The organism is Streptomyces sp. NRRL F-5755 (genome assembly GCF_001279365.1).
GTDB classification, from domain to species: domain Bacteria; phylum Actinomycetota; class Actinomycetes; order Streptomycetales; family Streptomycetaceae; genus Streptomyces; species Streptomyces rimosus.
In genome coordinates this window covers 13,389-36,440 of record NZ_LGCW01000295.1, presented here as the reverse complement: position 1 = coordinate 36,440, position 23,052 = coordinate 13,389, and the positions used below count along the sequence as shown (strand labels likewise).

The following is a 23,052-nucleotide window of genomic DNA, read 5'->3' as shown; positions in this document are numbered from 1 at the left end:
CCAGAACAGCACGACGACCGTGTTCACCACGGAAGTCAGTGCAGGACCTTGCCCTTCGCCCGCTGGAACTCGTCGTCCGAGATGTCGCCGCGTTCCCTGAGCCGGGACAGCTTCGTCAGCTCGTCGGCCTGGGTGGTGCGGGACGCGTCCTTCGCCGCGGTCCGGCGTACGTACGCGTCGAACGCCTCCTGCTGGGCCTGCGCCCTGCTCGCTTCGCGCCGGCCCATGCCACGGCCCCGGGCGAGGACGTAGAGGAAGACACCGAGGAAGGGCAGCACGATCACAAAGATGATCCAGCCCGTTTTGGCCCAACCGTTCAGCTGGTCGTCGCGGAAGATGTCGCCGATGACGCGGAACAGCAGGAAGAACCACAGCACCCACATGAAGAGCCAGAACGTGGTCCAGAAAACGCCGAACAGCGGGTAGTCGTACGCGAGGGTGACGGAACCGCTCATGGTTCCTTGCCTTTCTCTGCGGGCTCGTTGCGGTGGGGCGGGTGACCGGCGTACGGATCTGCACGGACGCGGTCCGTCGATAGCAGCACGGTTCGAAGGGCGGCGGTGTTCAGGTCCGCGTGAAGCACCGGAATTTCACGCGTGGCCCTTACGGGGGTCGGCCTCTCCCGCTGCCTTGTCCTCCGCCTCGTCGTCCAACCGCGATGCGGTCGCGAGCAGTTCGGCGGCGATCGGGGCGAGGGCTTCTTCGGTGAGGAATCCCTCGGCCACGGGCACGCCTCCCTGCTCGCGGACCGCGCGCCTCAGCTTCCTCGCCCATCGGTGTTCGAGCAGCAGGAAACCTGCTGTGGTGCCCGGCTCCAGTTCGTCGGCGAGTTCCCGGACGTCGTCCGGGGTGAGGCCGAAGGCGCGCCCCGGTGCCAGTGACGGGAACGCGGCCTCCGCTCCCCGCAAGCTGCCCGGGCCCAGTCCGAGCAGTGCGCCGACCGTGTCGCCCATGCCTTCCGCCTGATAGCCGACGGAGACGAGGTCACCGCCGGCCTGCTTCTGTACGACCAGCAGGTCCAGCACGAGGATCTGGCCGGCGGCCATGAGCTCGTCCAGCTCCTCGACGATCCGCCCCTCGAACGTCGCGTCCGGGCCGAACGCGATCGTCAACAGCTGTATGGGGCCGGTCTCGGTCGTCATGCGGTCTCCCTCTGTAGGAGTTCCCCGCCATTCAGCAACGGACCGGGTGGGACGGCATCCCCCGTAGAAGGTGAGTACACGGCGCGAGGGCGCGGCGCGCGGGAGCCCGACGGCTGTCCGAAAGACGTGAAGGCGACGCCTCCGGCAGGATCGATGCGCTCGGGCTCCGGGTACTGTGTGCCTGCACCTGCAGTGCTCCGATGCTCCCGACCGCCGCGGTCCGCGCCTTCGCGCACCGGCCCGACGCCGGGACGCGTTCCATCAGGACCATCAGGCAGGACTACCAGGACTACGGCACTCTCGACGTGAGGTGTCCCGGTGTGACGATCTCGCCTCTGCGGCGCTTGCTGTTGTTGCGCCACGCCAAAGCCGCCCGTCCCCCGGGGACGGCGGACCACGAGCGGCCGCTGTCCGGGCGTGGCCGCCGGGACGCGCGGGCCGCCGGGCACCTGCTGGCGAAGGAGGACTGGCTGCCCGACCTGGTGTTGTGCTCCACGGCCCGCCGTACGAAGGAGACGTGGGAGCTGGCCGCGGCGGAACTGGCGGGGCTGCCCCAGGTGCGCTTCGAGCCGCGGCTGTACCACCCGCCGGTGCCGCAACTCCTGGCCGTCGTGCACGAAGTGCCCGCCCACGTATCGACGTTGCTGGTGATCGGCCACAACCCGAGCCTGCGGGACACGATCCTGATGGCGGCCGGTGACGGGGTCGGGCAGCGGGTCCGGGAGGTCGAGGAGAAGTTCCCGACCGCCGCGGTCGCCCTGCTGGCCTGGCGCGGGACGTGGGACGGACTCGACGCCCGTACGGCCCTGCTGACGGGGCTGGCCGTCGCCCGGGGAGCCCGGCCGGAGCCTTCGTGAACGGTGATCGGCACCCGACGGGGAGGCCGCCCGGACAGTGTTCCTCAAGCGGATGGTCCGCCGTACCCTCGTCCTACAGTTGTCGCCCCGGACCTCGGCGGCTCGTGTCACTGATGGACGTAAGACCCGGAAATGGGCAGCGGGTGATGCGACATGCGACAGCGGGACCTGCCCCCGGCGGGGCCGGCTTCCGAGCCCGTGCGCTGCCCCGGGCACGGCGAAGCGAAGTTCGTCGACTGTTCCGGCACAGGACCGCGCCGCCGTTCCGGCGGCGCGTGACGGGGCAGGGCGGGCGACGGGTGCTCGTAGGCCCGCTCACACCGAAAGGGCCGAGCGCGGATGACCGACACGACAGCGGAACGCATCGAGGCGTTCATCGAACAGCTGCGGATCCCTCCGGGCACGGAGGTGGACCTGACGCGGGACTTCGACCCCGGCTCCCGGGCGGGCATCGCCAAGAAGACGAACGGGGTCGAGCTCTTGCGGGTGGGAATCGAGCTGCTGGCGGAGTACCAGCGGCGGCTGGCCGCCGAGCAGACCTGGGGCGTACTGGTGTGTCTGCAGGCGCTGGACGCCGGCGGCAAGGACGGGACGATCCGCCATGTGATGAGCGGGCTGAGCCCGCAGGGCGTACGGGTGGCGAACTTCAAGGTGCCCTCCACCGAAGAGCTCGACCACGACTACCTGTGGCGTTACACGCGTCAGCTGCCCCGGCGCGGGGAGATCGCCATCTTCAACCGGTCGCACTACGAAGAGGTCCTGGTGGTGCGGGTGCACCCGGAGAACCTCCACCGGCAGCGGCTGCCCGGGACGACGCGGGACGGCGGTGTGTGGGCGCGCCGCTACCGGGAGATCAACGCCTGGGAGCGCTACCTCGCCGAGAACGGCTTCAAAGTCGTCAAACTGATGCTGAACCTGTCGAAGGAGGAGCAGCGGATCCGGTTCCTGAAGCGGATCGACGTGCCGGAGCGCAACTGGAAGTTCTCGGCGGCCGATGTGCGCGAACGCGCGCACTGGGACGCCTACCAGCGGGCCTTCTCCCAGATGCTCTCCGCCACCAGCACCCCCTGGGCTCCTTGGTACGTCGTACCCGCGGACCGCAAGTGGCTGGCGCGGCTCTGCGCGGCCGCCGTGCTCGCGCACACGCTGATCGGCATCGACCCGCAGTACCCGCAGATGAGCAAACCGGCCCGCCTGGAACTCGCCAGGGCCAAGAAGGAGCTGGAGAAGGAAGCGCCCAAGGGCGCACCGGCGGATCCGTACGCGGCGTCGGTGGCCGGTAAGAACCGCGAGCGGCACGGGAAGGACGGGCGCACAGGACAGGAGTAGGCGCAGCCCGGGGACGACCGGAGCGGAGGCAGTCACGATGGCTGTGGAAACAGGTGCCCAGGACCATCGGGCAGTCGAGCCCGAGCGGTGGTACGCGCGGTCGCCGGAGGAGGTCGCGGCGGCCTTCGGGGTGGACCCCGCTGTGGGACTGTCCACGGCGCGCGCCGCCGAACTGCTGGACCAAAACGGCCCGAACGCGTTGCCGGCCGAGGAGCCCGAGCCGGGATGGCGGCGGTTCCTGGCCCAGTACCGCAGCTACATGCAGATCATCCTGGTCGTCGCCGCCGTGGTGTCCCTGCTGATCACGGAGTGGGGGACCGCCGGAATCCTGCTGGTCCTGACGGTGGTCAACGCGGTGATCGGCATGCGGCAGGCCGGCAAGGCCGAGAGCGCCATGAACGCCCTCAAGTCGATGATGAAGGCGACCGCCCGGGTACGCCGGGACGGGAGGGAAGCCGAGATCCCGGCCGAACAGGTGGTGGTCGGCGACGTCGTCCTCCTCTCGGCCGGAAGCGAGGTACCGGCGGACGGCCGCATCATCGCGGCCAGCGCCCTGCAGATCGACGAGGCCGCGCTCACGGGCGAAAGCGCGCCCGTCGCCAAGGAAGCGCGGACGCTGCCCGGCGAGCGGCCGGGGGCGGCGGCACAACGGCCGGGGTCGGCGGACCAGCGGCCCGGACCTGCGGACCAACGGCCGGGGCCGGCCGATCAGTCGAACATGGCCTTCATGAACACCCCTGTCACACACGGCAGCGGCATCGCCATCATCACGGCCACCGGAACCGGCACCGAACTCGGGACCATCTCCGGCATGCTCTCCGCCACTCCCCAAGAGGTCTCGCCGCTGACCAGGGAGCTGGACCGGCTCACCCTGTGGATCGCGGGGGCGGCCGGCCTGACGATGATCGCGATGTTCGTCCTGGGGCGCAGCCGCGGCGAAGCCTGGGACGTGCTCTTCGTGAGCGCCGTCGCCCTGGCCATCGCGGCCATCCCGGAGGCACTGCCCACGGTGGCGCAGACCATCCTCTCGATCGGGGCCGTCACCCTCGCCAGGGGGCACGCGATCGTGAAGGACCTGCCCTCGGTGGAGACCCTGGGATTCACCTCGGCGCTCAACTCCGACAAGACCGGCACCCTGACGATGAACCAGGTGACGGTCGTGGAGGTGCTGACGCCGACGGACCGCTACACCGTCTCCGGCAGCGGGTACGGCCTGGAAGGCGCGGTGCACCACGCCGCGGGCAGCTCGGACTCCATCGAGCAGGCGGTTCTGCCGTACCTGGTCGCCTCCGACGCCACACTCGTCGACGGCAAGGTGGTCGGCGACCCCACCGAAGGCGCACTGATCGTGCTGTGCCACAAGGCCGGCCTGGACATCGACGCCACCCGGGAGCGCCTGCCCCGGCTGGCGACTCTGCCGTTCGACCCGACGTACAAGCTGATGGCCACGTTCAACGCGGCGAGCGATGCCGCCGGGCGGCCGGTCGTACGGTGCTTCGTGAAGGGCGCGGCACCGGCGGTGACGGCCCGCGCGGCAACGGCCTTCTCCGACGGCATGAGCTTTCCGTGGGACGCCGACCTGCGCGAGCGGGCACAGGCGCACGAGGACCGCATGGCACGGCAGGGCAAGCGCGTGATGGCCGCCGCGGTCCGTGACCTGGACCCGGCTGCGTTCGACCCGTCCGGTGATCTCCTCGGGTACGTCACCGAGCTGCAGATGACCAGCCTGGTGGGGATGGTCGACCCGCCACGGGACGAATCCCGGGCAGCGGTCGCCGCCGCGCAGGCGGCCCGTATCCGCGTCCGGATGGTCACCGGGGACGAGGTCACCACCGGCGCCGCCATCGCCGAACAGCTCGGCATCGAAGGCGACGCCGTCCTCGGCGCCGACTTCGCCGCCCTGCCCGAGCCCGAACGGCTGGCCGCCATCGAGCACATCGGGGTACTCGGCCGGGTCGCCCCCGAACACAAGGTGCTGCTCGCGGACACGCTGAAGAAGAAGGGCGACGTGGTGGCCATGACGGGGGACGGCGTCAACGACGCCCCGGCGATCAAAGCCGCCGACGTCGGCATCGCCATGGGCTCCGGTACCGAAGTGGCCAAGAACGCCGGCCAGGTGATCCTTTCTGACGACAACTTCGCCAGCATCGTCTCCGCGGTCGAGCAGGGCCGGAAGATCTACGACAACCTCACGAAGTACATCCGCTTCGTCCTGGTCCTGCTGGTGGTCTTCGTCCTGACGTTCCTCGGCGCCGCCCTGTTCAACATCGCCGCCGGTGAACCGTTCACCGCCGCGCAGGTCCTGTGGATCCACTTCTTCGTCAACGCCGCCTTCGGGTTCGCCCTCGGCTTCGACCAGGAGAGCCCGGACCTCATGGGCCGCAAGCCGCGGCCCCGCGGGGAGCCGGTGCTCACCCCGGGGGTGATGGTCACGGTCGGCCTGGCGGGACTGGCCATCAGCATCGGCCTGCTCTGCATGATCCAGCTCGGCCGGTCGCTCTACGACAGCCTCCCCATCGGCAACTCCATCGCGTTCACGTCCTTCGCCCTGTGCCTGATCGTGGCCGCACTCGAATGCCGCAGCGAGACCGGCACCGCGCTGACGACCGCAAGCTTCGACAGCAAGCAGATGAACCGGGCGCTGCTCATCGAGGTAGCCCTCGCCATCGCCGTCACCCAGATGGACCTCTTCCACCGCCTGCTGGGCACCACCGAACTCGCCCTGAGGCACTTCGCGTGGGCCCTCGTACCCGCCGTCGCCCTGCTGCTCCTGTGGGAACTCGGCAAGCTTGTGGCCCGGAGGGGTGGGCATGTTCGGTGACGGTGCATGACGACTGCCGAGCGGGGCGCGGACGGTGGGCTTGCGGCAACTGTCGGTGGGGGCGCGTGTGCGGGGTGCCTGCTCCTGCTGGGGCGCTTATACGCTGCTTGGAGCTGCCCGTACGGCCGCTACCGTGGCGACGATGAGCACCATGGCAGGGCAGGAGAAGCGGTGCCGGTGACCGCCACGACCTTCTCCTGCGCCTGGAAGCCGTCGCCCCGGCCAGGCGCACGGACGCTTCGTCGCCCCGGTGGAATTCATGCGCACCCGCGCGCAGCGCGCTCCTCGCCCCTACGCCGACCCGGGCCGGCCCCCGATGTCACTCCCGACCAGTGGCAGCATCTGCATGTCACCGCCGGGCCCTCGGGCCGGCGGATCCGCCACGCCCCCGCACCGTGACACCGGGACCACAGCTCACCGCTTGTCCACCGCCGGTCCGGCCTCTCCCGAAGCCTGCGACTGCCTGTGCAGCTCGGTCGCGACCGTGTGTGCCCAGGCGCGGATCTGGTCGAAGTCCCGCCAGTCGTGGGCCATGCCCCGCTTGGCCATGGAGCGGGCGAGCCGGCCTTCGGGGTGCGGGTCGAGGCGGCCGCCGAAGGTGGTGTGGCCGCGCGCCTCGATGCGGGAGATGGCGCGCCGCACCGCCCGGGTCGGCGGGATGTCCTGGCGGAGGCGTCGAGCGGGCCGCTGCTGAAGCACCACACGGGGCGCTCCCGCAGCGGGGCCTTGAGCCTGCGGGCGAAGCGCCGGGCGTCGTGCTGCCAGCGGCCGGCGTACAGTCCGCCGCCGAGGACGACCGCGTCGTAGGAGGACAGGTCGTCGATGTCCGCCGCCGAGCGGACCTCGGCGGCCAGGCCGTCCTTTTCGAGTACCGCCGCGATCTCCTCGGCGATGCCGGCCGTCCCTCCGTTCCGGGTTCCGTAGGCGACGAGAATGCGTTGTCCGGTCATGGTGGGTCAATTCCCTTCATAATCGGGCCGGTCAGATCTTCCGCAGCCATTCCTCGGTGATGCCGTGCAGGGCCTGTTCGGTGGGGCGCAGATGGGAGTCGTCCTCCTGGTAGGAGAGGTGGTCGGTGACGCTCACGACACCGTCGACGCGGCCGGTGAGCCGTACGGCGATGGGGACTTCGCTGCGGCGCTGAAGTTTTCCGGTGAGGGTGACGACGCCGTCGTGGACGCGCACGTCGATGGTGTGCGGGGCGAGCCACAGGGTCCGGACGAAAACGTCGTCGATGATCTCGTTGCGGATTTCCTCGTCGGGGCGGCGGAAGACGGAGAGCAGGTCGCTGCGGGTGACGATGCCCATGAGCCGTCCCTCCTCGTCGATGACCGGGAGGCGTTCGACGTGATGGGCGGCCATGGTGCGGGCGGCCTCGGTGACAGTCTGGCGGGGGCCGATGGTGACGGCGGGGGAGGACATCAGGGCACGGGCCGTTCGCGCACCTGCCTTGGCCCGCGCGGTGCGGGCGCGCTTGGAGCGCGGAACCGGTACGTACCGCCGGTGCGGTGCGTCCTCCTGGCCGGCCTGCCGGTACATCAGGTCGGTCTCCGAGACGACGCCCAGTACCTTGTCGTCCCGGTCCACGACGGGCACTCCGCTGATGGCGTGCCGTGCCAGCAGGTCGGCGACCTCCTTGAACGGCGCGTCGGGGAGCGTCTTGACGACGTCCCGGTTCATGACCTGGTCGATCAGCCGGTGCTTCATCTTCTGTGCTCCTTCCGGCTTCGTGGTGTGTCTCGGGGCGGTCCGCCGCTCAGCCGACGGGTACGAGGACGACCGGGCAGTGCGCGTGGTGCAGCATCGCGTGGGTGACCGGGCCGAGTTGCAGACCGATGTGACGGGGGCGGCGGTGGGCGGCCAGTACGGCCACGTCGGCGTTCCGGCTCGCTTCCACGAGGGCTTTGCCCGCGCCCAGGCAGACCGTGTCCGGGTGGACGTCGATGTCCGGGTAGGTTTCGCGCAGCGGTGCGACGGCGTACTGGGAAACCGTTTCGGCTCCCTTGCGCAGCTGCTCCAGTTCGTCCCAGGTGAGGTGGTACGACGCGGCGTGGGAGCCATGGGGTGCCGCGGGGTACTGCCAGGCGTGCAGCACCCGCAGGGCGCATCCGCGCCGTCGGGCTTCCCGGAAGGCGAAGTGGAGGGCGTCGGTGTCCGCGTCCGATGCGACGCCGATGAGGACGCGGTGGTGCTCTTCGGCGTCCTGGTCGCCGCGTACGACCATGAGCGGCGTGGTGCAGTGGGCCGCCACGCGCAGGCTCACCGAGCCCAGCAGCAGCCCGGCGAAGCCGCCGTGGCCGCGGGTGCCGACGACGGTGAGGGCGGCGTCGCGTCCGCAGCGCAGCAGGGCGCGCGCCGCCGATTCCGTGGTCAGGGACGCGCTGACGGCCACCTGGGCGGCGCGGGCCCGGACGCGTTCGGTGGCGGTGTCCATCATGCGGCGGGCGCTGCTGTAGAGGAGTTTGCCGGTGTCGTCGGTGACGCCGAAGTCGGGCAGCGGGTGCTTGCCCCAGGGCCAGCCGCAGATGATCTCCAGTGCGGTGCCGCGGCGGGCGGCCTCGTCGGTGGCGTGGTCGAGGGCGCGTACGGCAGGGGCGGAGCCGTCGAATCCGACGATCACCCGGCCGGAGAACGGGGTTGGTGCTCGGGTCATCACAGCCTCCAGGGGCGGAGCCGGTCAGCGGGCGCGCAGGCGGCGCAGGTACGGGCTCTGCGCGGTGTGCGGGAGCAGCCGGATACGGACGTCCAGCGGAAGAATTGCGTCCGGCCGGGCGAGTACGGGATTGAGGTCGGCCTCGGCCAGCTGCGGAAGGTCGCACGCCATCCGGGACAGACGCAACAGCAGCTGTTCGAGCCCTTCGAGGTCCACGGCCCGGCCGGTGCGGTGGCCGAACAGCAGGGGCGCGCACCGGGGAGCGGTGATCAGGGCGTGGGCGTCCAGGTCGGTGAGCGGCGCGAGGCGGGCGGCGTGGTCGGCCAGCACCTCGGTCGCGGTGCCGCCGAGGCCGAAGAGCACCAGGGGGCCGAACACCTGGTCCTGGACGACGCCCGCGACCAGCTCGATGCCGCGCGCGGCCATCGGCTGCACCACCGCCCCCGTCATCACACCGGCGAAGTCCCGGGCCAGCTCCCTGTATGCGGTACGGATGTGCTGCGGCCCCTCCAGGTCCAGGCGCAGCGCTCCGACATCGGTCTTGTGCAGCAGTCCGGGCCAGTACGCCTTGAGGGCCATCCGGCCGCCGCCGAGCCGTTCGGCCCCGGCCACCGCCGCGTCGGCGTCGGCGGCCCACTCCCACGGTGACTGCGGAATGCCGTACGCCTCCAGCAGCGCCGCGCACAGGCCGGGGTCCGCCCAGCCGCCGTCGGGATGGCGGGCCAGGAAGTCGGCCACGAGTGCGGCGGCAGTTCCGCTGTCGATGCCCTCCAGGGCCGGGACCGTGCCCGGGGGCTCGGCGCGCCAGTGGGCGTAGGAGACGGCATGGGCGAGAGCCCGGGCGGCAGCAGACGGTTCGGCGTACGCCGGGACGGTGGCGCCGCCGCTGTGCAGCAGCCGTACGGACACGTCCTGACCGGGGAGTACTGCGGCGACCGGCCGGGCCCTCGTCCCGGACGGCGCAACGAGGGCCCTGGCCGGATCGTCCCCGGTCGCGGCGGACAGAGCGGTGGGAACCAGCGCCACGAGCACGGCGTCCACGGCGCCGTGCCCGGTCAGCAGGTCCAGGCAGGCCGCCAGTTGCTTCCCGGAGACGACGGCGGTGGTGTCGACCGGGTTAGCGGCCTTGGCGCCGGGCGGGAGGGCGGCGAGCAGGTCGGCGATGAGCGGTCCCGGCAGCTCCGGAATGGTCAGCCCGGCTTCCGCGCAGGCATCGGCGGCCAGGACGGCCGCGCCGCCCGCGTTGCTGACCACGGCGACCCGGGCGCCGGCTGGCAGCGGCTGGGCACGCAGCAGGGCGGCGGTGGCGACGAGATCGCCGATGCTGTCGGTGGCGATGATCCCGGCCTGCCGGAACAGGGCCCGGCGGGTCATCGTCGGAGTGGCGATGGCCGCGGTGTGCGAGGCGGCGGCGCGCCGCCCGGCCTGTGAGCGGCCCGCGTCCACGGTCAGGACGGGCATGGTACGGGCCACCCGGCGCGCGGTGCGGGAGAAGGCGCGCGGGTTGCCGAACGACTCCAGGTGCAGCAGCGCCAGATCGGTGACGCCGTCGCTCTCCCACCACTGCAACAGGTCGTTGCCGCTGACGTCGTACTTGTCGCCGAGCGAGACGAAGGAGGACACGCCGATGCCGAGCCGGGACAGTGCGCCGAGCAGCGCGATGCCCACCCCGCCGGACTGCACGGCGACCCCGGCGGTGCCGGCACGGGGCGGCGCCGCGGCGAAGGTCGCGTCCAGCCGTACGGTCTGCTCGGTGTTGGCCAGGCCCAGGCAGTTGGGGCCCACCAGCCGCATCCCGTGGCGCCGGCAGGCGGCCAGCAGCCCCGCCGCCTGACCGTCGCCGAGCCCGGAAGTGATGGCGACCAGGGCCTTCACACCGTGTTTGCCGCACTGTTCGGCGACGTCGGGTACGGCGGGGGCGGGTATCGCCAGGACCGCGAGATCGGGGACGTAGGGGAGTTGGCCGACGGACGGGTGGCAGGGTGTGCCGTCGATGGCGTCGGCGTGCGGGTTGACGGCGGCGAGCTGCCCGGTGAAGCCGTGCGCGCGGATGTTGACGAGGAGCGCACGGCCAACCGACGACGGGGACCGGCCGGCGCCGATCACGACGACCGAGGCGGGCCGCAGCAACGGCTCCAGACTGGCCACATCGGCGGTGCGCCCCCGCTCGTCCACCGCGGTCAAATACGGTTCGTCTTCGCTGAGTTCGATGGTGCACTGGACCTCCGGACCGTCGAAGCGCCGCGCGGTGCGCAGCCCAAGGTCGGCGATCACCTTCAGCATGAGGTGGTTCTCGGTCAGGGCATCGGCGGTGAACCTGCGGAGGCCGGCAGCGCGGGCGGCGTGCACCAGATGCTCCAGCAGCAGGGTCCCGATGCCGCGGCCGTGCCAGGCGTCGGCGACCGCGAGCCCGATGTCCGCAGCCTGCCGGTCGGCGGGGGAGCGGTGGAACTCCGCCGTACCGGTGACCTCGTCACCCACCAGCGCGAGCAGAGCGTGGTCGCCCGGGTCGCCGGGGGAGCTGATGCGCTCCGCGGCTGCCTCGGCGGACCCGGGCCCCGCGGTGAAGAACCGCAGCCGCAGATTCTCCGGGGACATGCCGGTGAACAGGCGCAGCACCCGTTCCCGGTCCTCCGGGCGGGCGGGCCGTATGCGGACCGTGGTGCCGTCGGACAGCAGTGCGTACACACTGTTTCCGGGCCGCTCGGTGCTCGTCATCGCAGCTCCTCGGCTGGAACGGGTTCTGCTTCCAGATTCCGTGGCCCAGGCGGGACTTCCCATAGGCCGTACGGGGCCGGCCCGGGCCACTCGGCCCTGGCCCTCGGTCGAGGACGTACGTCAGGCGGCGGGAATCAGCTCGGCCAGGCCGCCCACCACGTGACCTGCGCCCCGCTCGTAGAGTTCGCCCGCGTACTCCGCCCGGCCCGCCCGGTCCAGGCCGACCACGAGACCGAAGCCGCCCCGCCGGGCCGCGGTCACCCAGGCGGGCGCCGCGACCACCACGGCGGTACGCAGGGGCGTGGCCCGCACACGCCCGTCCACCACGGCGTCGAAGCGGTGCTGCACGCCCGCCGCCGCCAGCAGGGCGTGCGCGCGGCGGGAGGCGGACACCGCGGCGACCGGCACCGTGTGCCGGCGCATGGCGCCCACCAGCCGCAGGCTGTCCGGCCAGACCGGCACACCGTGGCGCTGCATGTACGCGTCGAACAGCCGGTCCTCGTGGGCGACGAGCGTCCGTACGGCGCGGCTCGCCGGTGCCCAGGCACCTTCGTCCTCCGGGGGCGGAATGCCGCGCGCGGTCAGGAACGCCTGGACGCCGTCGGCGCGGGCTCGTCCCTGGAAGAACCGGCGGAAGTCGCCGTCCGGATCGAAGGGCCGGGTGATGTGCCGCGGGAGGTGCTCGGCCCGCCGGAAGAAGGTGTCGAAGGTGCGCTGCCAGGCCCCGGCGTGAATGCGTGCGGTGTCGGTGACCACCCCCTCGATGCCCACGATCAGCGCGTGGTACCGGGTGAGCGGCGAGGGCCGGGTCTCGGCGGTGTCGAGGGCCGAGCGGTGAGCCGTCGCGCCGTGGGGGAGCGCGAAAGGGCCCTGCTGGACTGAGGCGATGGCCATTATCCTGACTCCTCGGTGGGTGTTCCGGCGGGCAGCGGTTCGCCCGCCACGGCGTCCGGCATCGCCCGCGGTACGGCGAGCGCGCGGACCGCCTCGGTCTCGTCGACGGTGGTGATGGCGGAGCCGACGTGCACGACGACGTGGTCGCCGACGTCGGCCTCCGGCGTGTGCTCCAGGCACGCTTCGCAGCGGATTCCGCCGAAGTCCCCGCGGGCCATGCGCGGTCCGGTGCTCTCGTACATCTCCAGTACGCGTCGCGGGATGAGCCTGCCCGGCAGGCGGCCCAGCACGTTGGGCAGCTCGATGGCTTTGCCCAGGGCCGGACCGTGCGAACTGGTGCCGGCCGGGCGGGCGTACGGGCCTTCGGGGCCGAAGCGGTGGTCGCGGCCGGGGTGACGGGGCTTGGCGTGGGTGCCGTCGACCACGATGGCCGGCTCCGCGCCTTCCCACAGGGACACCAGCCGTCCGCTCCGACCGTCACGGTCCACGAGCTCGACCGACGGCGGCAGCGGGCGCTCCACGGTCCGCTCGCGCAGCCGTCGCACGACGGCCGGTCCGATTCCGTCGTCGCGACGGAACGTGGTGCCGACGCCGGTCACCGCGATGCGGGGCGCCTGTGCCACGGGACTCTCCTGTCCGAGAGGCGACCGATCGGGCCCGGCCGGGATTCCGGCCACCGCCGGGCGCCGGCCCTACCCCGCCAGAGTGCGGCCTCAGCACGCCCGCCCGCTTGGGGCCGAACGGCCCTCGACACGCCCCGAACCACCCCTCCACAGCGTCAGCAGCCTCGGTCTCCCCGGGGCGCGGGGCCGCCTCGTATACGCGAGAGCGACCGTCGCCTCGCTGCGGGCGCCCTCACCGACAACTGCGGACACGCTCGAAGCTGCCCTCGCTCCCGACCTCCTGGTGGTCGGCGCCGACCATGCCCTTGAGGCTCTTCGGCCGCTCATGCCCGTTCGCCAGAGCTCTCGGGGGCCGTCGGATCGCGGTGCCGGATCTTCTCGGCCAGCACCGCGGCCTGGATACGGCGGCCGACGCCGAGCTTCGCGAGGATCGAGGAGATGCGGTTCTTGACGGTCTTCTCCGCCAGGTACAGCCGCTGGGCGATCTGCCCGTTGGTCAGCCCCGCGCCGATCAGTTGGAGGATTTCCCGCTCCCGGGGGGACAGGCGGGCCAGTTCGGGCGGTACAGGATCTTCTTCGCCGCGGACCCGGGCCATGACGCGCGCGGTGGCGCCCGGGTCGAGCAAGGACGCGCCGGCCGCCACCGTCCGTACGGCCGAGACCAGGTCGGAGCCCTTGATCTGCTTGAGGACGTAACCGGCCGCGCCCGCCATGATGGCGTCGAAGAGCGCTTCGTCGTCATCGAAGGAGGTCAGCATCAGGCAGGCCAGTTCCGGCATCCGGGCGCGCAGTTCGCGGCACGCCTCGATGCCCTCGTGGTCGCCTTCCGGACTGCCGGGACCGAGCCGTACGTCCAGGAGCGCGACGTGCGGGCGCAGGGCGGGCCCCCTGGCCAGGGCTTCGCGCCGGTCGGCGGCCTCGCCCACCACGTCGATGTCCGGTTCGGCGTCGAGCAGATCGCGTACGCCCCTGCGTACCATCTCGTGGTCGTCCAGCAGGAAGACCCGGATCGGGTTCGGGGTGGCTGGTGCGTGCATGAGGGCATCGCTCCGTCCGTGAGCGCGGCGAACCGCCGCCCGCGCCGTAACCCGGCGCGCGTCCGCTTCGATGGTGCTCCTTCTCCGACGGGCCCGACAGCGGCCGGTGCGCGAAGCCTGCCGCCCGCGCGTCGACTTCCTGCCGGTCCCGGTGGTCCCCGTAAGGGCCGCTCATCGCTCCTCTCGAAGACGACCACGAGCCGGGCGCCCTCGGCGCGCACCCACACTCTTGCGCCCCGCCCACCCTGGCGCTCGTAGGCCACCCTGGGCCCCGCGCCCGCCCCAGGACGTAAACCGTCGCCGGAGCCGCACCGCCCTCCCGCTCCCTGTGCCCGCCCTTCCTCCGTCGCACCGCTCGCCGTATCGAAGGTCTTCCCGGAAGCCGGTTTTCCTGCCCTTCCCTTCCGGCCCCTTGACGGGCGGCAGCGCGCGCCCGATAACTGCGGCCACGCGCCGGAGGTGAGGAGGAGCCATGCTTCAGAAACTCGCGAGCGTGACGGAGGAATGGGTCGCCGGGATGCTCAACCGCCGACCCGTCGGAGGGCTGGCTGTGGGAGTGGTGCACGACGGCCGCCTTGAGCACCTCTCCGTGCACGGGTTCGCCGACATGGAGATGCGCGAGCCGATAAGCGACAACACGGTCTTCCGTGTCGCCTCGATCAGCAAGACCTTCACGGCGATCGCGGTGATGCAGCTGTGGGAGCGGGGCCTGGTCGACCTCGACGCCCCGGCTGCGAACTACCTCAGCGCCTACCCCCTCATCCTGGCCGGGCCCGGTTACCGGCCCCCGACCCTGCGTCACCTGCTGACCCACACCGCGGGCGTGGGCGAGCTGCGCACACCGGCCGATCTGCTGCGGCCCAACGCGGGGGAAGGCGTACGGGTGGGCCGGCCACTGCCGTCGCTCGCCGAGTACTACCGCCACGGCCTGCGGATCGACGCGGACCCGGGCACACGATGGACGTACGCCAACCACGGATTCGCCACCCTCGGCCAGATCGTCGCGGACGTCAGCGGCGAGCCCTTCGACCACTACCTGCGCGAGCACGTCTTCACCCCCCTCGGCATGACCGACACCGACCTGATCCGCGCCGCACGCATCCTCGGGCGCCTGGCGACCGGGTACGAGCTGCGCGCCCGCGGCCTGAAAGCGGTCACCGACCGGGAGCGGACGACCCCTGGCGCCTCGTCCGTCTACTCGACCCCGCGGGACATGGCCCGCTACCTGTGCGCACTCCTCGGCGGCGGCACCAACCAGCACGGCTCGGTCCTCGCCCCCACGACCCTCGCCACGATGTTCGCCCCGCACTACCAGCCCGATCCCCGCGTGCCCGGCATGGGCCTGGCCTTCTTCCGCGGGGAGCTGGACGGCCACCGCTTCGTCGAGCACCAGGGCATCCTGCCCGGCTTCACCTCACAGCTGTTCGTCGCCCCGGACGACGGGCTCGCCGTGTTCGCCCTGACCAACGCCGCCCACCGCGCGCTGCTGTGGCTGCCCGGCGAAACCGAGGCCCTGCTGCGCCGCCTGCTCGGCCTGCCGGAGCAGACGCTCCGCACCGACGTGCCCCAGCGCCCCGAACTGTGGGGCGAGCTGTGCGGCTGGTACACCCTCGCGGGCCGGATCACGGACATCCGGGCCCGGGCCATGGCGGGGCCTGCGGTGGAGGTGTTCGTCCGCGGCGGCCGGCTCATGCTGCGCAGCCTGATCCCCGTACCTCTGATGCTCCGGGGCATCCCGCTCCACCCCGACGACGAAGACGATCCCTACGTCTTCCGGATCGACCTGTCGCGATACGGGATCGGCAAGGTCAGAATCGCGTTCAGCCGCGGACCGGAGCCCGGTACGTACGCGCTGCACTTCGTGCCCGTCCCTCTCTCCTTGCACAAGAGCGCGGTTTCCCGAGGCGTACGTGCGCGCCTGATGCAGAGTACGACGCCTTAGGTCGTGTCCGCAAAGTCGGTCGTTGGTCGGTTCGTGGTGCGTCGTCATGAGGTGACCGATCAGGCGTGGATGGTGATTGAGCCGTTGCTGGCTCCACCGCGGATGGGCCGGCCGGTGCGAGACCGCAGACAGGTGATGAACGGGATCTTGTGGAAGCTGTCCACCGGGGCGGCCTGGCGGGACCTGCCTGACCGGTACGGGCCGTGGAAGACGGTCTATGAACGCTTCCGCCGCTGGTCGGCCGACGGGACCTGGGACCGTCTGCCGGCCCACGTTCAGCAGCACTGCGACGCTGTCGGCGCCGTCGACTGGACGATCGTGTGCATCGACTCGACCACCGTGCGGGCCCATCAGCATGCGGCCGGGGCCCGAAGAAGGGGCAGTCGTGGCCGGGCGAGGCGGTCGGCCGCTCCCGCGGCGGACCGACCACAAAGATCCACCTGGCATGTGACGGCCAGGGCCGTCCCCTGGCCTTCACGCTGACCGTCGGCAACATCAACGACTGCACCCAGTTCGAGGCCGTGATGGCCCGCCTCCGCATCCAGCGATGCGGACCAGGCCGCCTTCGCACCCGCCCTGCCCTGGTCGTGGCGGACAAGGGCTACTCGTCCACGAAGATCCGCGCATACCTGCGCGGCCGCGGCATCAAAGCCGCCATCCCGGAGCGGATCGACCAGATCAACGGCCGCATCCGGCGAGGCGAGAGCCGGTGCCGGCTCAACCGAGCGGCCTACCGGCGCCGCAACCTCGCCGAGCGCTGCTTCAACCAGCTCAAGCACCACAAAGCCCTGGCCACCCGCTACGACAAACACGCCCGTCACTACCAGGCCATGGTCACCCTCGCCTGCCTCAAACTCTGGCTGCCCTGATTTTGCGGACACGACCTGGCCCTGCCGCGCGCCTACCGGTACGGCAAGGACCTGGAAATGGGCCGAACTGATGATGGGTGCGCATCTGGCCGGCCAGGCGCCGGCCCTCTCCGGCCTGGGCCTCGCCCACGGCATGGGTCACGCGCTCACCGGTATCCCGCACGGCGTCGCTCTGGTCGCGGTGCTGGACGAGGGCCATGGAGTTCAGCGCCCGCCGCAGGAGAGGCATACGAGCGAGCGGCTGGGTGATGCGGGCGGCTCCGCCGGTCGACGGTGACCGGGCCATGGCCGCCGGGACGGCGATGCGGGAACGGTCCGGGGCGCTGGATGACATGCGGCCCCTGCGTGAGCTGGGCACCGTGGCGCGACCTGCTGCCGGTCGACGCGGCGGGCTCGGTCGGGGATGCCGCGACGAAACGCCGGCGGCTCGCCGAGCCGGTTCGTGATGCGCATCGGCCCACGGCAGCCGTCGGCCGATGGGCTGTGCCTCGAACGGAGAAGTCGTATTGCGCGGTCTCACGATCCTCTCCACCGAGCACCCGGTCGCCCCGCAGGCCGACGGTCATGACGTCGAAGCCGCCCGGCCGGCGCGTAGGGCGTTGCTCTCGCAGAGGCGGGCAGTGGCGAAGCCGTATCCCCAGCCGGGGGTGTCCTGTGGACGGTGAGACGGGCGGTGATGCGGAGCCGTGCGTTCGTACGGGGCGTGGTGGCTCCCTCGGAAGAGAGGGCCGCGCGGTGCGGTGCCACAACAGAGCCCGACGACAAGGGTGTCGCCCCCTGAAGGAGACGGATGCGCCGGCCGTCCGCAGGGCCGTGGCGTTAACCCGGAAGGGGGGTGGAGTTAACCCGTCCGTTCCTAGCGTCTGACGCGTACCGATCAGCGACCGAAGGAGACGTTTCATGGAGACGCTGGGGCAGCTCGCCGCTCATCTGGCGCTCGATCTCGCCGCGGTGGGCGTGCTGACCTTCGCTATCTACTACCCGCGCCACCGGCGCCGCGATCTGGTGCCCGCCTACCTGGCGCTCAACGTCGCGCTGTTCGCGGTCGTCTCGGCGCTGGCCCAGGTCGGCGAGGGGGGCGTGGCTCTGGGCTTCGGTCTGTTCGGGGTGCTGTCGATCGTCCGGCTGCGCTCCGACTCGGTCCAGCACGCGGAGGTCGCGTACTACTTCACGACCCTGGTGCTCGGCCTGCTGTGCGGCCTGCCGCATCTGAGGTTCTCCGTCGCCGCGGCGCTCGCCGGGCTGCTGCTCCTGGTGATGTACGGCGCCGACCACCCGCGCCTGATGGCCCGTACCCGCCGCGCCGTCGTCACCCTGGACACCGTGCACGCCGACCCCCAGGCGGTCCGTGACGACCTGGCGCGCAGACTCGGCGTCCCCCTCAACTGGACGGTCAACGAGGTGGATTACGTCCGGGACCTGATGGTGGTCGACGTCCGCTTCCGCCTTCCGGACACGTCCACGGCGCCCACCCGCACGGCACCCCTGGACGAGCATCCCCGAAGGACCCGCACGGCCGTCCCCTCCGACGCTCACCCGCAGCCCCGTTCCCTCTCCGGGGAGACCGTGTGATTCCCGCCTTACGGGCCGTGGCCGATGCCGCCATGGCTGCACGTCCGATAACCCTCTGCGAACTCCAGGCCCGCGCAGAGCTGATGGCCCGCGTCGATCACAGCTACCTCGTACCGGCCGAGGTCTTCGCGGACTTCGCGGCCCGGCTGACCGACCCGCACCGGCCCGGCGGTCCGTTCCAGGCGCTGTGCATCAACGGCCGCCGTTGGTTCGGCTACCACTCCGTCTACTACGACACCCTCGACCTGCGGTCCTTCCACGACCACCGGCAGGGGCGCCGGCACCGCTACAAGATCCGCGAGCGGCTGTACGAGCATTCCGGCGAGCGAGCGGCAGTTCGAGATCAAGCTCAAGGGGCGACGCGGCGAGACGGACAAGCGAAGGCGGCCCCTGCTGCCCGACGAGGCGACGCTGGGACGCGGCCCGCGCGACTTTCTGGCCACCGTGCTGCACGGTACGTACGGCATCGTCGCGCCCGAGGAACTGGTCCCGTCGCTGGTGACCGATTACCAGCGCGCCACGTTCGTCGCCGACGGCCGGCGCATCACCTGCGACGCCGGCCTGGTCTGCCAGGACGCGGGGACCGGCCGCAGCGTACGCGCCGACGAAGACGTGGTGCTCGTCGAGACCAAGACCGCGGTGACCGGCCACCTCACGGAGGCGGACCGGCTGCTGCACACCTACGGACTGCGCGCCGTCCAGTTCACCAAGTACTGCGGCGCCATGGCGGTCCTGCGACCCGGCCTCAAGGCCAACAAGTGGGGGCGGGCGATACGGACGGTGTTCCCTCAGCCGGCGACGTAGGACGCCGTCTCAGCTGGCGGCGTAGGACCCGTCCGGGCGGCACTTCCACGGCCGGGCCTGTGGCTGTCCACCTCCAGACACGGGGTCCGCCAGGCCGGAGGGAGCGCGCTGTGACAGGGCCACCGCCCACAGCCGCCGCACCCCTGCCGGCGAGCCGCTCGACTGCTCCGCGGTGGTCTGGGCCTGGACGATCTCCAGGCCCAGACCCGTTGCCCCGCCACCGTAGTCGCCGAGTGCCGGGATGCACCCTTACGGAAAGCCTGGCCCGTCGTCCTCGACGATGATCCGCTTCTCCCGCCGCCTTCGGGAACGGCCGCCTGGAGCGTGCCGACGCCGTCGGGTGGGTGGGTGAAGACGTTGCCGACGAGGGCCCCGACAGCGGCGATCCCGGCCCCCGTCTCGAGAGACCGTCGATGTCTGGCCGATCTGGGAGACCAGTGGACGGGCGCGCGAGGTGGTGTCGGTGGGAGCCCGGCCGCTGGCGCGGTTGCGGATGTGCAGAGTCGGCGGAACCAGCTGGCGGTGTGCGCGAGCGCGGTGGTAGCGCCGGTGCGAAGGAAGCAGGCTGCGGTGCGTGGTTACGGCGTGCCGGGCAGTACGGGGGTGGAGGAGTCACCGTAGCCGGCGGGCACGGCGTCCGATCCGCCCGTCGTGTTCGAGGCGCCTGCCAGCGCCAGCTCGCCAGGCGCCGCCAGTTTCACGCCCACCGTACGGACCGTGTGCAGGTACCGCGGCCGCTGTGCCGTCTCGCCCAGCTTCCGCCGCAACCACGACAGATGGACGTCCAGTGTCTTGTCCGTGCCGCCCAGCGGCTGCTGCCACACCTCCGCCAGCAGCTCCCGCCGGGAGATCACCTGCCCCGCCCGCCGGGCCAGGTACACCAGCAGGTCGAATTCGCGCGGCGTCAGCTCCAGCGGCGCGCCGTCCAACGTCACCTCCCGCGCCGCCGCTTCCACCAGCAGACCGCCGACCCGCAGCGCGGGCTCCGGCCCGGCGGTGCCGAAGCGGCGCAGCACCGCCTTGATCCGCGCATCCAGCTGGGCCGGGCCGAAGGGCTTGACGATGTAGTCGTCGGCACCGTCCCCGAGGACCGCGACCATGACCGGTTCCTCGTTCCGCGCGGTGGCCACGATCACCGGTACGTCGCTGACCGCCCGCAGCATCCGCAGCACCTGGGCGCCGTCCACGTCCGGCAGGCCGAGGTCCAGGACGACGAGGTCCGGCCGGTCGGTCACGGCGGCGTCCAGGCCGGACATTCCGGTCGCCGCGGTGGCCACGGCGTGGCCGCGGCCGCGGAGCACGCGCACCAACGTAGCGCGCAGCAGGGGATCGTCCTCGACGAGGAGGAGATGGGGCATGTCCGTCACCGTAGCCAGGTGCGCAGCGTGCGCGGGAGATGACACCGGGGTTTGTCCGGATCTTGTCCGGACGCCGGGAATGGCGGCGCAAGGGTGATTCGCCACGGTGACGTTGACCGGACGGGCCCTGGCACCGACCCGGGGCACAAACGGGGCGCGGACGGGTGCGGTAAGGCATGGCGTCATGGCGTGGCGCGTGGGGGAGGGCCCACTGGACGACCAGGGCGTACGGCAGGAATTGGCCACAGATCGCTCTGCTTCGCCAACTCCCGCCCTCCGTTACGCTACGGAGTCGCAGCCTGAGTTGGGCGTTGCGGTGTCCGCGTAGTAGTGCCGTCAGCGGTTCCGTACAGTCGTGGCTGGACCAGGGGCGGCCCATCGGAACGCCCGGCCGTCCGGGCGCCCGCGCAGGGGTGCGGACGGTGTTCACCTGCCCGGCACAGGAGAATTCCTCCCCGAAGATGGGGTCAGGGTGCCGGGAGCGGGTATCTCCTCCGCACGGTAGGCGTGTTGTGCCACCGAAAGCGCGTGTTCTGGGGGCCGAGGCGTCCAGCTCCATTCACGAAAGGCGCCGATTCCGTTGCCCCGTCCCGCTCGATACCACCTGCTCGTGCTGCCCAACGGGGCATGGGACACGGTGGAATGCCTGGCGGCGATGATCCGCCACCACGCCACCGTCCCCACCGTGATCGTCGATGTGTCGGCGGTGGACCGGCTGACCATCGATGTCCTGGCCGTCCTGGTACGCAAGGCGATGCGTCTGCGTTCGGTCGGCGGGGAACTGCTGCTGGCCGGCCCCTCTCCGGCCGTACGCAGGCTGATCATACGCACCGGGACCGGGTCTCTCCTGTGCGTCGTGCCCGGCAGCGCCGCCGCAGTGCGCCATCTGGCCCAGGACGGCCGGACCTGGCGTCCGGTGGGCCTGGCGGCCGGGCAGGGCGACCTCTTCGACGACCCGCCCGAACCAACTTGACGCGCCCGGCCGGACGTTCGATGCGGCCTCACCTGCGCATCACCCGTACCTGCGGCGCCATATCGCTACAGCCGCCAACCGAGGTACGCGAACACAAGGTGGTCGTACTTGGAGATGAACGCAGTGTTCCGAGAGCTGTGGAGGAGCTCATGAGATGGCGTGCCGGGAGCCGAAAGCGGCAACAGTGAAGGGCTCATCGAGATCGTCATTACCCGTGCGGGCGATGCGGCGCAACGCGTCGCCCTGATCCGCGGATTGCCGACACTCTTCGGCGGTGTCCGGGGGCTTCGAGTGTTCGAGGCCATCGGCCCGTACGTCGAAGAATGTGTCGAGCCATTTCCTCTCACCGGTTCCGGACGGGGCTCGCCCTGGGGCCGCCGTGGCAACGGCCGCGAACACAACGGATATCGCTGGCCTGGGGACGATGCCGTCCGGAGAGCCCTGGTGGAGGGCAACCGGAATACGTCGGAAACGTGCCGCAGGACGTCTGCGGTGGTGACCTGACGCGCGCTCGGCGTTTCCGTCATCAGGCGGACGAAGCCACTGCTGATATCGGTGATGCACCAGGTTTTCATGGGTGGTTTCCGCCCGGGGGAAGTGGCGGGGGGACGTCCCGCCGCGCGCACCCTAAAGCGTGTTGCGAAAGTGGAGTTATCGGACTGGGGTGCCCTGCGGCAGGTACCGTTTCTTGTCAGCCTCCCGGGGCCGCTGCCCCTGGCGACCGTCAGTTGCAATCGGGAGGCTGCGCAATGTCAGTGCAGCCGGCGGGGGCAGCGGTTTGTTGGCCGTGTCGGTGCGGAAGGACTGGAGCAGATAGGCCACCAGGCGCCGGGACGCTGCACCATCATCCGGTAGGGCGGTCACCAGACCGCAGTGTGCCAACAGGACCACCGCGAGGTCGGAAGGGTGAAAATCGGCCCGCAGCGCGCCCGACGCCTGGGCTCTGCGTACCAGGGTCGTGAAGTCCCGCTCGGCTCGTTGCCGGGACTGCGCGTGTTCCGACGTGGTTTCCGGGAAGGCCGCGACGAACGCGGCGGGGAACCCGCGTTCCTCCCGTTGCAGAGCGCAGACCGTCTCGACCAGTTGCTGGAAGCCCTGCCACGGGTCGGGGGCGGCCAGAGCCTCGGTGAGCGCCCGCGCGCAGGTCTCCATCTGCTGCGCGAACGCGCCTCTCACCAGGGCGTCTCGGGTCGGGAAATGCCGGTACAGCGTCGCCACGCCGACCCCGGCCCGTCGGGCCACGGTCGCCATCGGGGCGTCGATTCCGTGCTCCGCGAAGACCGCACGGGCGGCGACGAGGAGGCGCTCCCGGTTGCGCCGGGCGTCCGCCCGCACCTTGTCCCGGGCTGTGATCCGAGAGGATTCCGCCATCACTGTCTCTCGCTTCCGGTCCAAGCGGACGATTGCGTCCACTTGAGAGTTTACGGTCGGTGCCAGATCCCTGTACGGCCCCGGCGGCA

General features: G+C 71.4%; 19 protein-coding genes and 3 pseudogenes. 10 read left to right on the top strand and 12 right to left on the bottom strand.

All coding sequences use genetic code 11. The features are described from left to right. Positions 1 to 35 precede the first annotated feature (35 nt). Positions 36 to 455 (bottom strand): SHOCT domain-containing protein, encoded by a 420-nt coding sequence (locus ADK86_RS31640; protein WP_053699683.1) that lies wholly within the window; start codon positions 453 to 455, stop codon positions 36 to 38. 135 nt (positions 456 to 590) lie between these two features. Further along, entirely contained in the window at positions 591 to 1,142 is a 552-nt protein-coding gene (locus ADK86_RS31635; protein WP_053699682.1) for a hypothetical protein, read from the bottom strand. Between the two features lie 320 nt (positions 1,143 to 1,462). On the opposite strand from ADK86_RS31635, the gene ADK86_RS31630 reads away from it, so the two are divergent. From ADK86_RS31630 to ADK86_RS31620, 3 genes are all read left to right on the top strand, one after another. After that, the gene (locus ADK86_RS31630; RefSeq protein WP_053699838.1) at positions 1,463 to 1,999 is read left to right on the top strand and encodes a SixA phosphatase family protein; all 537 of its coding nucleotides are present in this window, start codon (positions 1,463 to 1,465) and stop codon (positions 1,997 to 1,999) included. Positions 2,000 to 2,338: 339 nt separating this feature from the next. After that, positions 2,339 to 3,328, top strand: a complete 990-nt coding sequence (locus tag ADK86_RS31625; protein ID WP_053699681.1) for a polyphosphate kinase 2 family protein — start codon at positions 2,339 to 2,341, stop codon at positions 3,326 to 3,328. Positions 3,329 to 3,365: 37 nt separating this feature from the next. After that, complete coding sequence (locus tag ADK86_RS31620; RefSeq protein WP_053699680.1) at positions 3,366 to 6,149, top strand: cation-translocating P-type ATPase; 2,784 nt, start codon at positions 3,366 to 3,368, stop codon at positions 6,147 to 6,149. Between the two features lie 414 nt (positions 6,150 to 6,563). On the opposite strand, the gene ADK86_RS45500 is transcribed toward ADK86_RS31620, so the two are convergent. From ADK86_RS45500 to ADK86_RS31580, 8 genes and pseudogenes are all read right to left on the bottom strand, one after another. Next, positions 6,564 to 6,851, bottom strand: a complete 288-nt coding sequence (locus ADK86_RS45500; RefSeq protein ID WP_324611432.1) for a hypothetical protein — start codon at positions 6,849 to 6,851, stop codon at positions 6,564 to 6,566. 38 nt (positions 6,852 to 6,889) lie between these two features. Further along, positions 6,890 to 7,099: pseudogene (locus ADK86_RS45495) on the bottom strand (flavodoxin domain-containing protein); the annotation flags it as partial. 31 nt (positions 7,100 to 7,130) lie between these two features. Beyond that, positions 7,131 to 7,856, bottom strand: a complete 726-nt coding sequence (locus ADK86_RS31610; RefSeq protein WP_053699679.1) for a CBS domain-containing protein — start codon at positions 7,854 to 7,856, stop codon at positions 7,131 to 7,133. A 49-nt stretch (positions 7,857 to 7,905) separates the two neighbouring features. After that, the gene (locus ADK86_RS31605; protein ID WP_053699678.1) at positions 7,906 to 8,802 is read right to left on the bottom strand and encodes a universal stress protein; all 897 of its coding nucleotides are present in this window, start codon (positions 8,800 to 8,802) and stop codon (positions 7,906 to 7,908) included. A 24-nt stretch (positions 8,803 to 8,826) separates the two neighbouring features. Beyond that, entirely contained in the window at positions 8,827 to 11,520 is a 2,694-nt protein-coding gene (locus ADK86_RS31600) for a bifunctional GNAT family N-acetyltransferase/acetate--CoA ligase family protein (RefSeq protein ID WP_053699677.1), read from the bottom strand. 120 nt (positions 11,521 to 11,640) lie between these two features. Further along, positions 11,641 to 12,414: a hypothetical protein gene (locus ADK86_RS31595; RefSeq protein ID WP_078952387.1), complete on the bottom strand. Its 774-nt coding sequence runs from the start codon at positions 12,412 to 12,414 to the stop codon at positions 11,641 to 11,643. Further along, positions 12,414 to 13,037 (bottom strand): hydrogenase maturation protease, encoded by a 624-nt coding sequence (locus ADK86_RS44925; protein ID WP_078952386.1) that lies wholly within the window; start codon positions 13,035 to 13,037, stop codon positions 12,414 to 12,416. The genes ADK86_RS31595 and ADK86_RS44925 overlap by 1 nt, the downstream gene beginning before the upstream one ends. A 323-nt stretch (positions 13,038 to 13,360) precedes the next feature. Then, positions 13,361 to 14,074 carry a response regulator gene (locus ADK86_RS31580; RefSeq protein WP_053699676.1) on the bottom strand — a complete coding sequence of 238 codons (714 nt, stop codon included), beginning with the start codon at positions 14,072 to 14,074 and terminating at the stop codon, positions 13,361 to 13,363. A 472-nt stretch (positions 14,075 to 14,546) separates the two neighbouring features. Here ADK86_RS31580 and ADK86_RS31575 point away from each other — a divergent pair, with 472 nt between their 5' ends. The 5 genes and pseudogenes from ADK86_RS31575 (at position 14,547) to ADK86_RS31555 (ending at position 19,261) form a co-directional block, all read left to right on the top strand. Beyond that, positions 14,547 to 16,016, top strand: a complete 1,470-nt coding sequence (locus ADK86_RS31575; protein WP_234346126.1) for a serine hydrolase domain-containing protein — start codon at positions 14,547 to 14,549, stop codon at positions 16,014 to 16,016. A gap of 36 nt (positions 16,017 to 16,052) precedes the next feature. Further along, positions 16,053 to 16,885: pseudogene (locus ADK86_RS31570) on the top strand (IS5 family transposase). A gap of 70 nt (positions 16,886 to 16,955) precedes the next feature. Next, a complete protein-coding gene (locus ADK86_RS44920) occupies positions 16,956 to 17,162 on the top strand; it encodes an iron-containing alcohol dehydrogenase (protein ID WP_053699674.1) in 207 nt (68 codons plus the stop codon). Between the two features lie 623 nt (positions 17,163 to 17,785). Beyond that, positions 17,786 to 18,457, top strand: a complete 672-nt coding sequence (locus ADK86_RS31560; RefSeq protein WP_053699673.1) for a DUF4956 domain-containing protein — start codon at positions 17,786 to 17,788, stop codon at positions 18,455 to 18,457. Continuing rightward, a pseudogene (locus ADK86_RS31555) lies at positions 18,454 to 19,261 on the top strand (polyphosphate polymerase domain-containing protein). The gene ADK86_RS31560 and the pseudogene ADK86_RS31555 overlap by 4 nt, the downstream one beginning before the upstream one ends. Before the next feature lie 578 nt (positions 19,262 to 19,839). On the opposite strand, the gene ADK86_RS31550 reads toward ADK86_RS31555, so the two are convergent. Further along, positions 19,840 to 20,619 (bottom strand): response regulator transcription factor, encoded by a 780-nt coding sequence (locus tag ADK86_RS31550; protein WP_053699672.1) that lies wholly within the window; start codon positions 20,617 to 20,619, stop codon positions 19,840 to 19,842. Positions 20,620 to 21,229: 610 nt separating this feature from the next. On the opposite strand from ADK86_RS31550, the gene ADK86_RS31545 reads away from it, so the two are divergent. Together ADK86_RS31545 and ADK86_RS44915 are read left to right on the top strand one after the other, a co-directional pair. Next, positions 21,230 to 21,592, top strand: a complete 363-nt coding sequence (locus ADK86_RS31545; RefSeq protein WP_234346124.1) for an STAS domain-containing protein — start codon at positions 21,230 to 21,232, stop codon at positions 21,590 to 21,592. Between the two features lie 159 nt (positions 21,593 to 21,751). Further along, positions 21,752 to 22,096, top strand: coding sequence for a hypothetical protein (locus ADK86_RS44915; RefSeq protein ID WP_234346123.1), 345 nt, complete (start codon positions 21,752 to 21,754; stop codon positions 22,094 to 22,096). Between the two features lie 147 nt (positions 22,097 to 22,243). Here ADK86_RS44915 and ADK86_RS31540 read toward each other — a convergent pair whose 3' ends face one another. Beyond that, positions 22,244 to 22,963 carry a TetR/AcrR family transcriptional regulator gene (locus tag ADK86_RS31540; protein ID WP_053699670.1) on the bottom strand — a complete coding sequence of 240 codons (720 nt, stop codon included), beginning with the start codon at positions 22,961 to 22,963 and terminating at the stop codon, positions 22,244 to 22,246. Between the last annotated feature and the right edge of the window lie 89 nt (positions 22,964 to 23,052).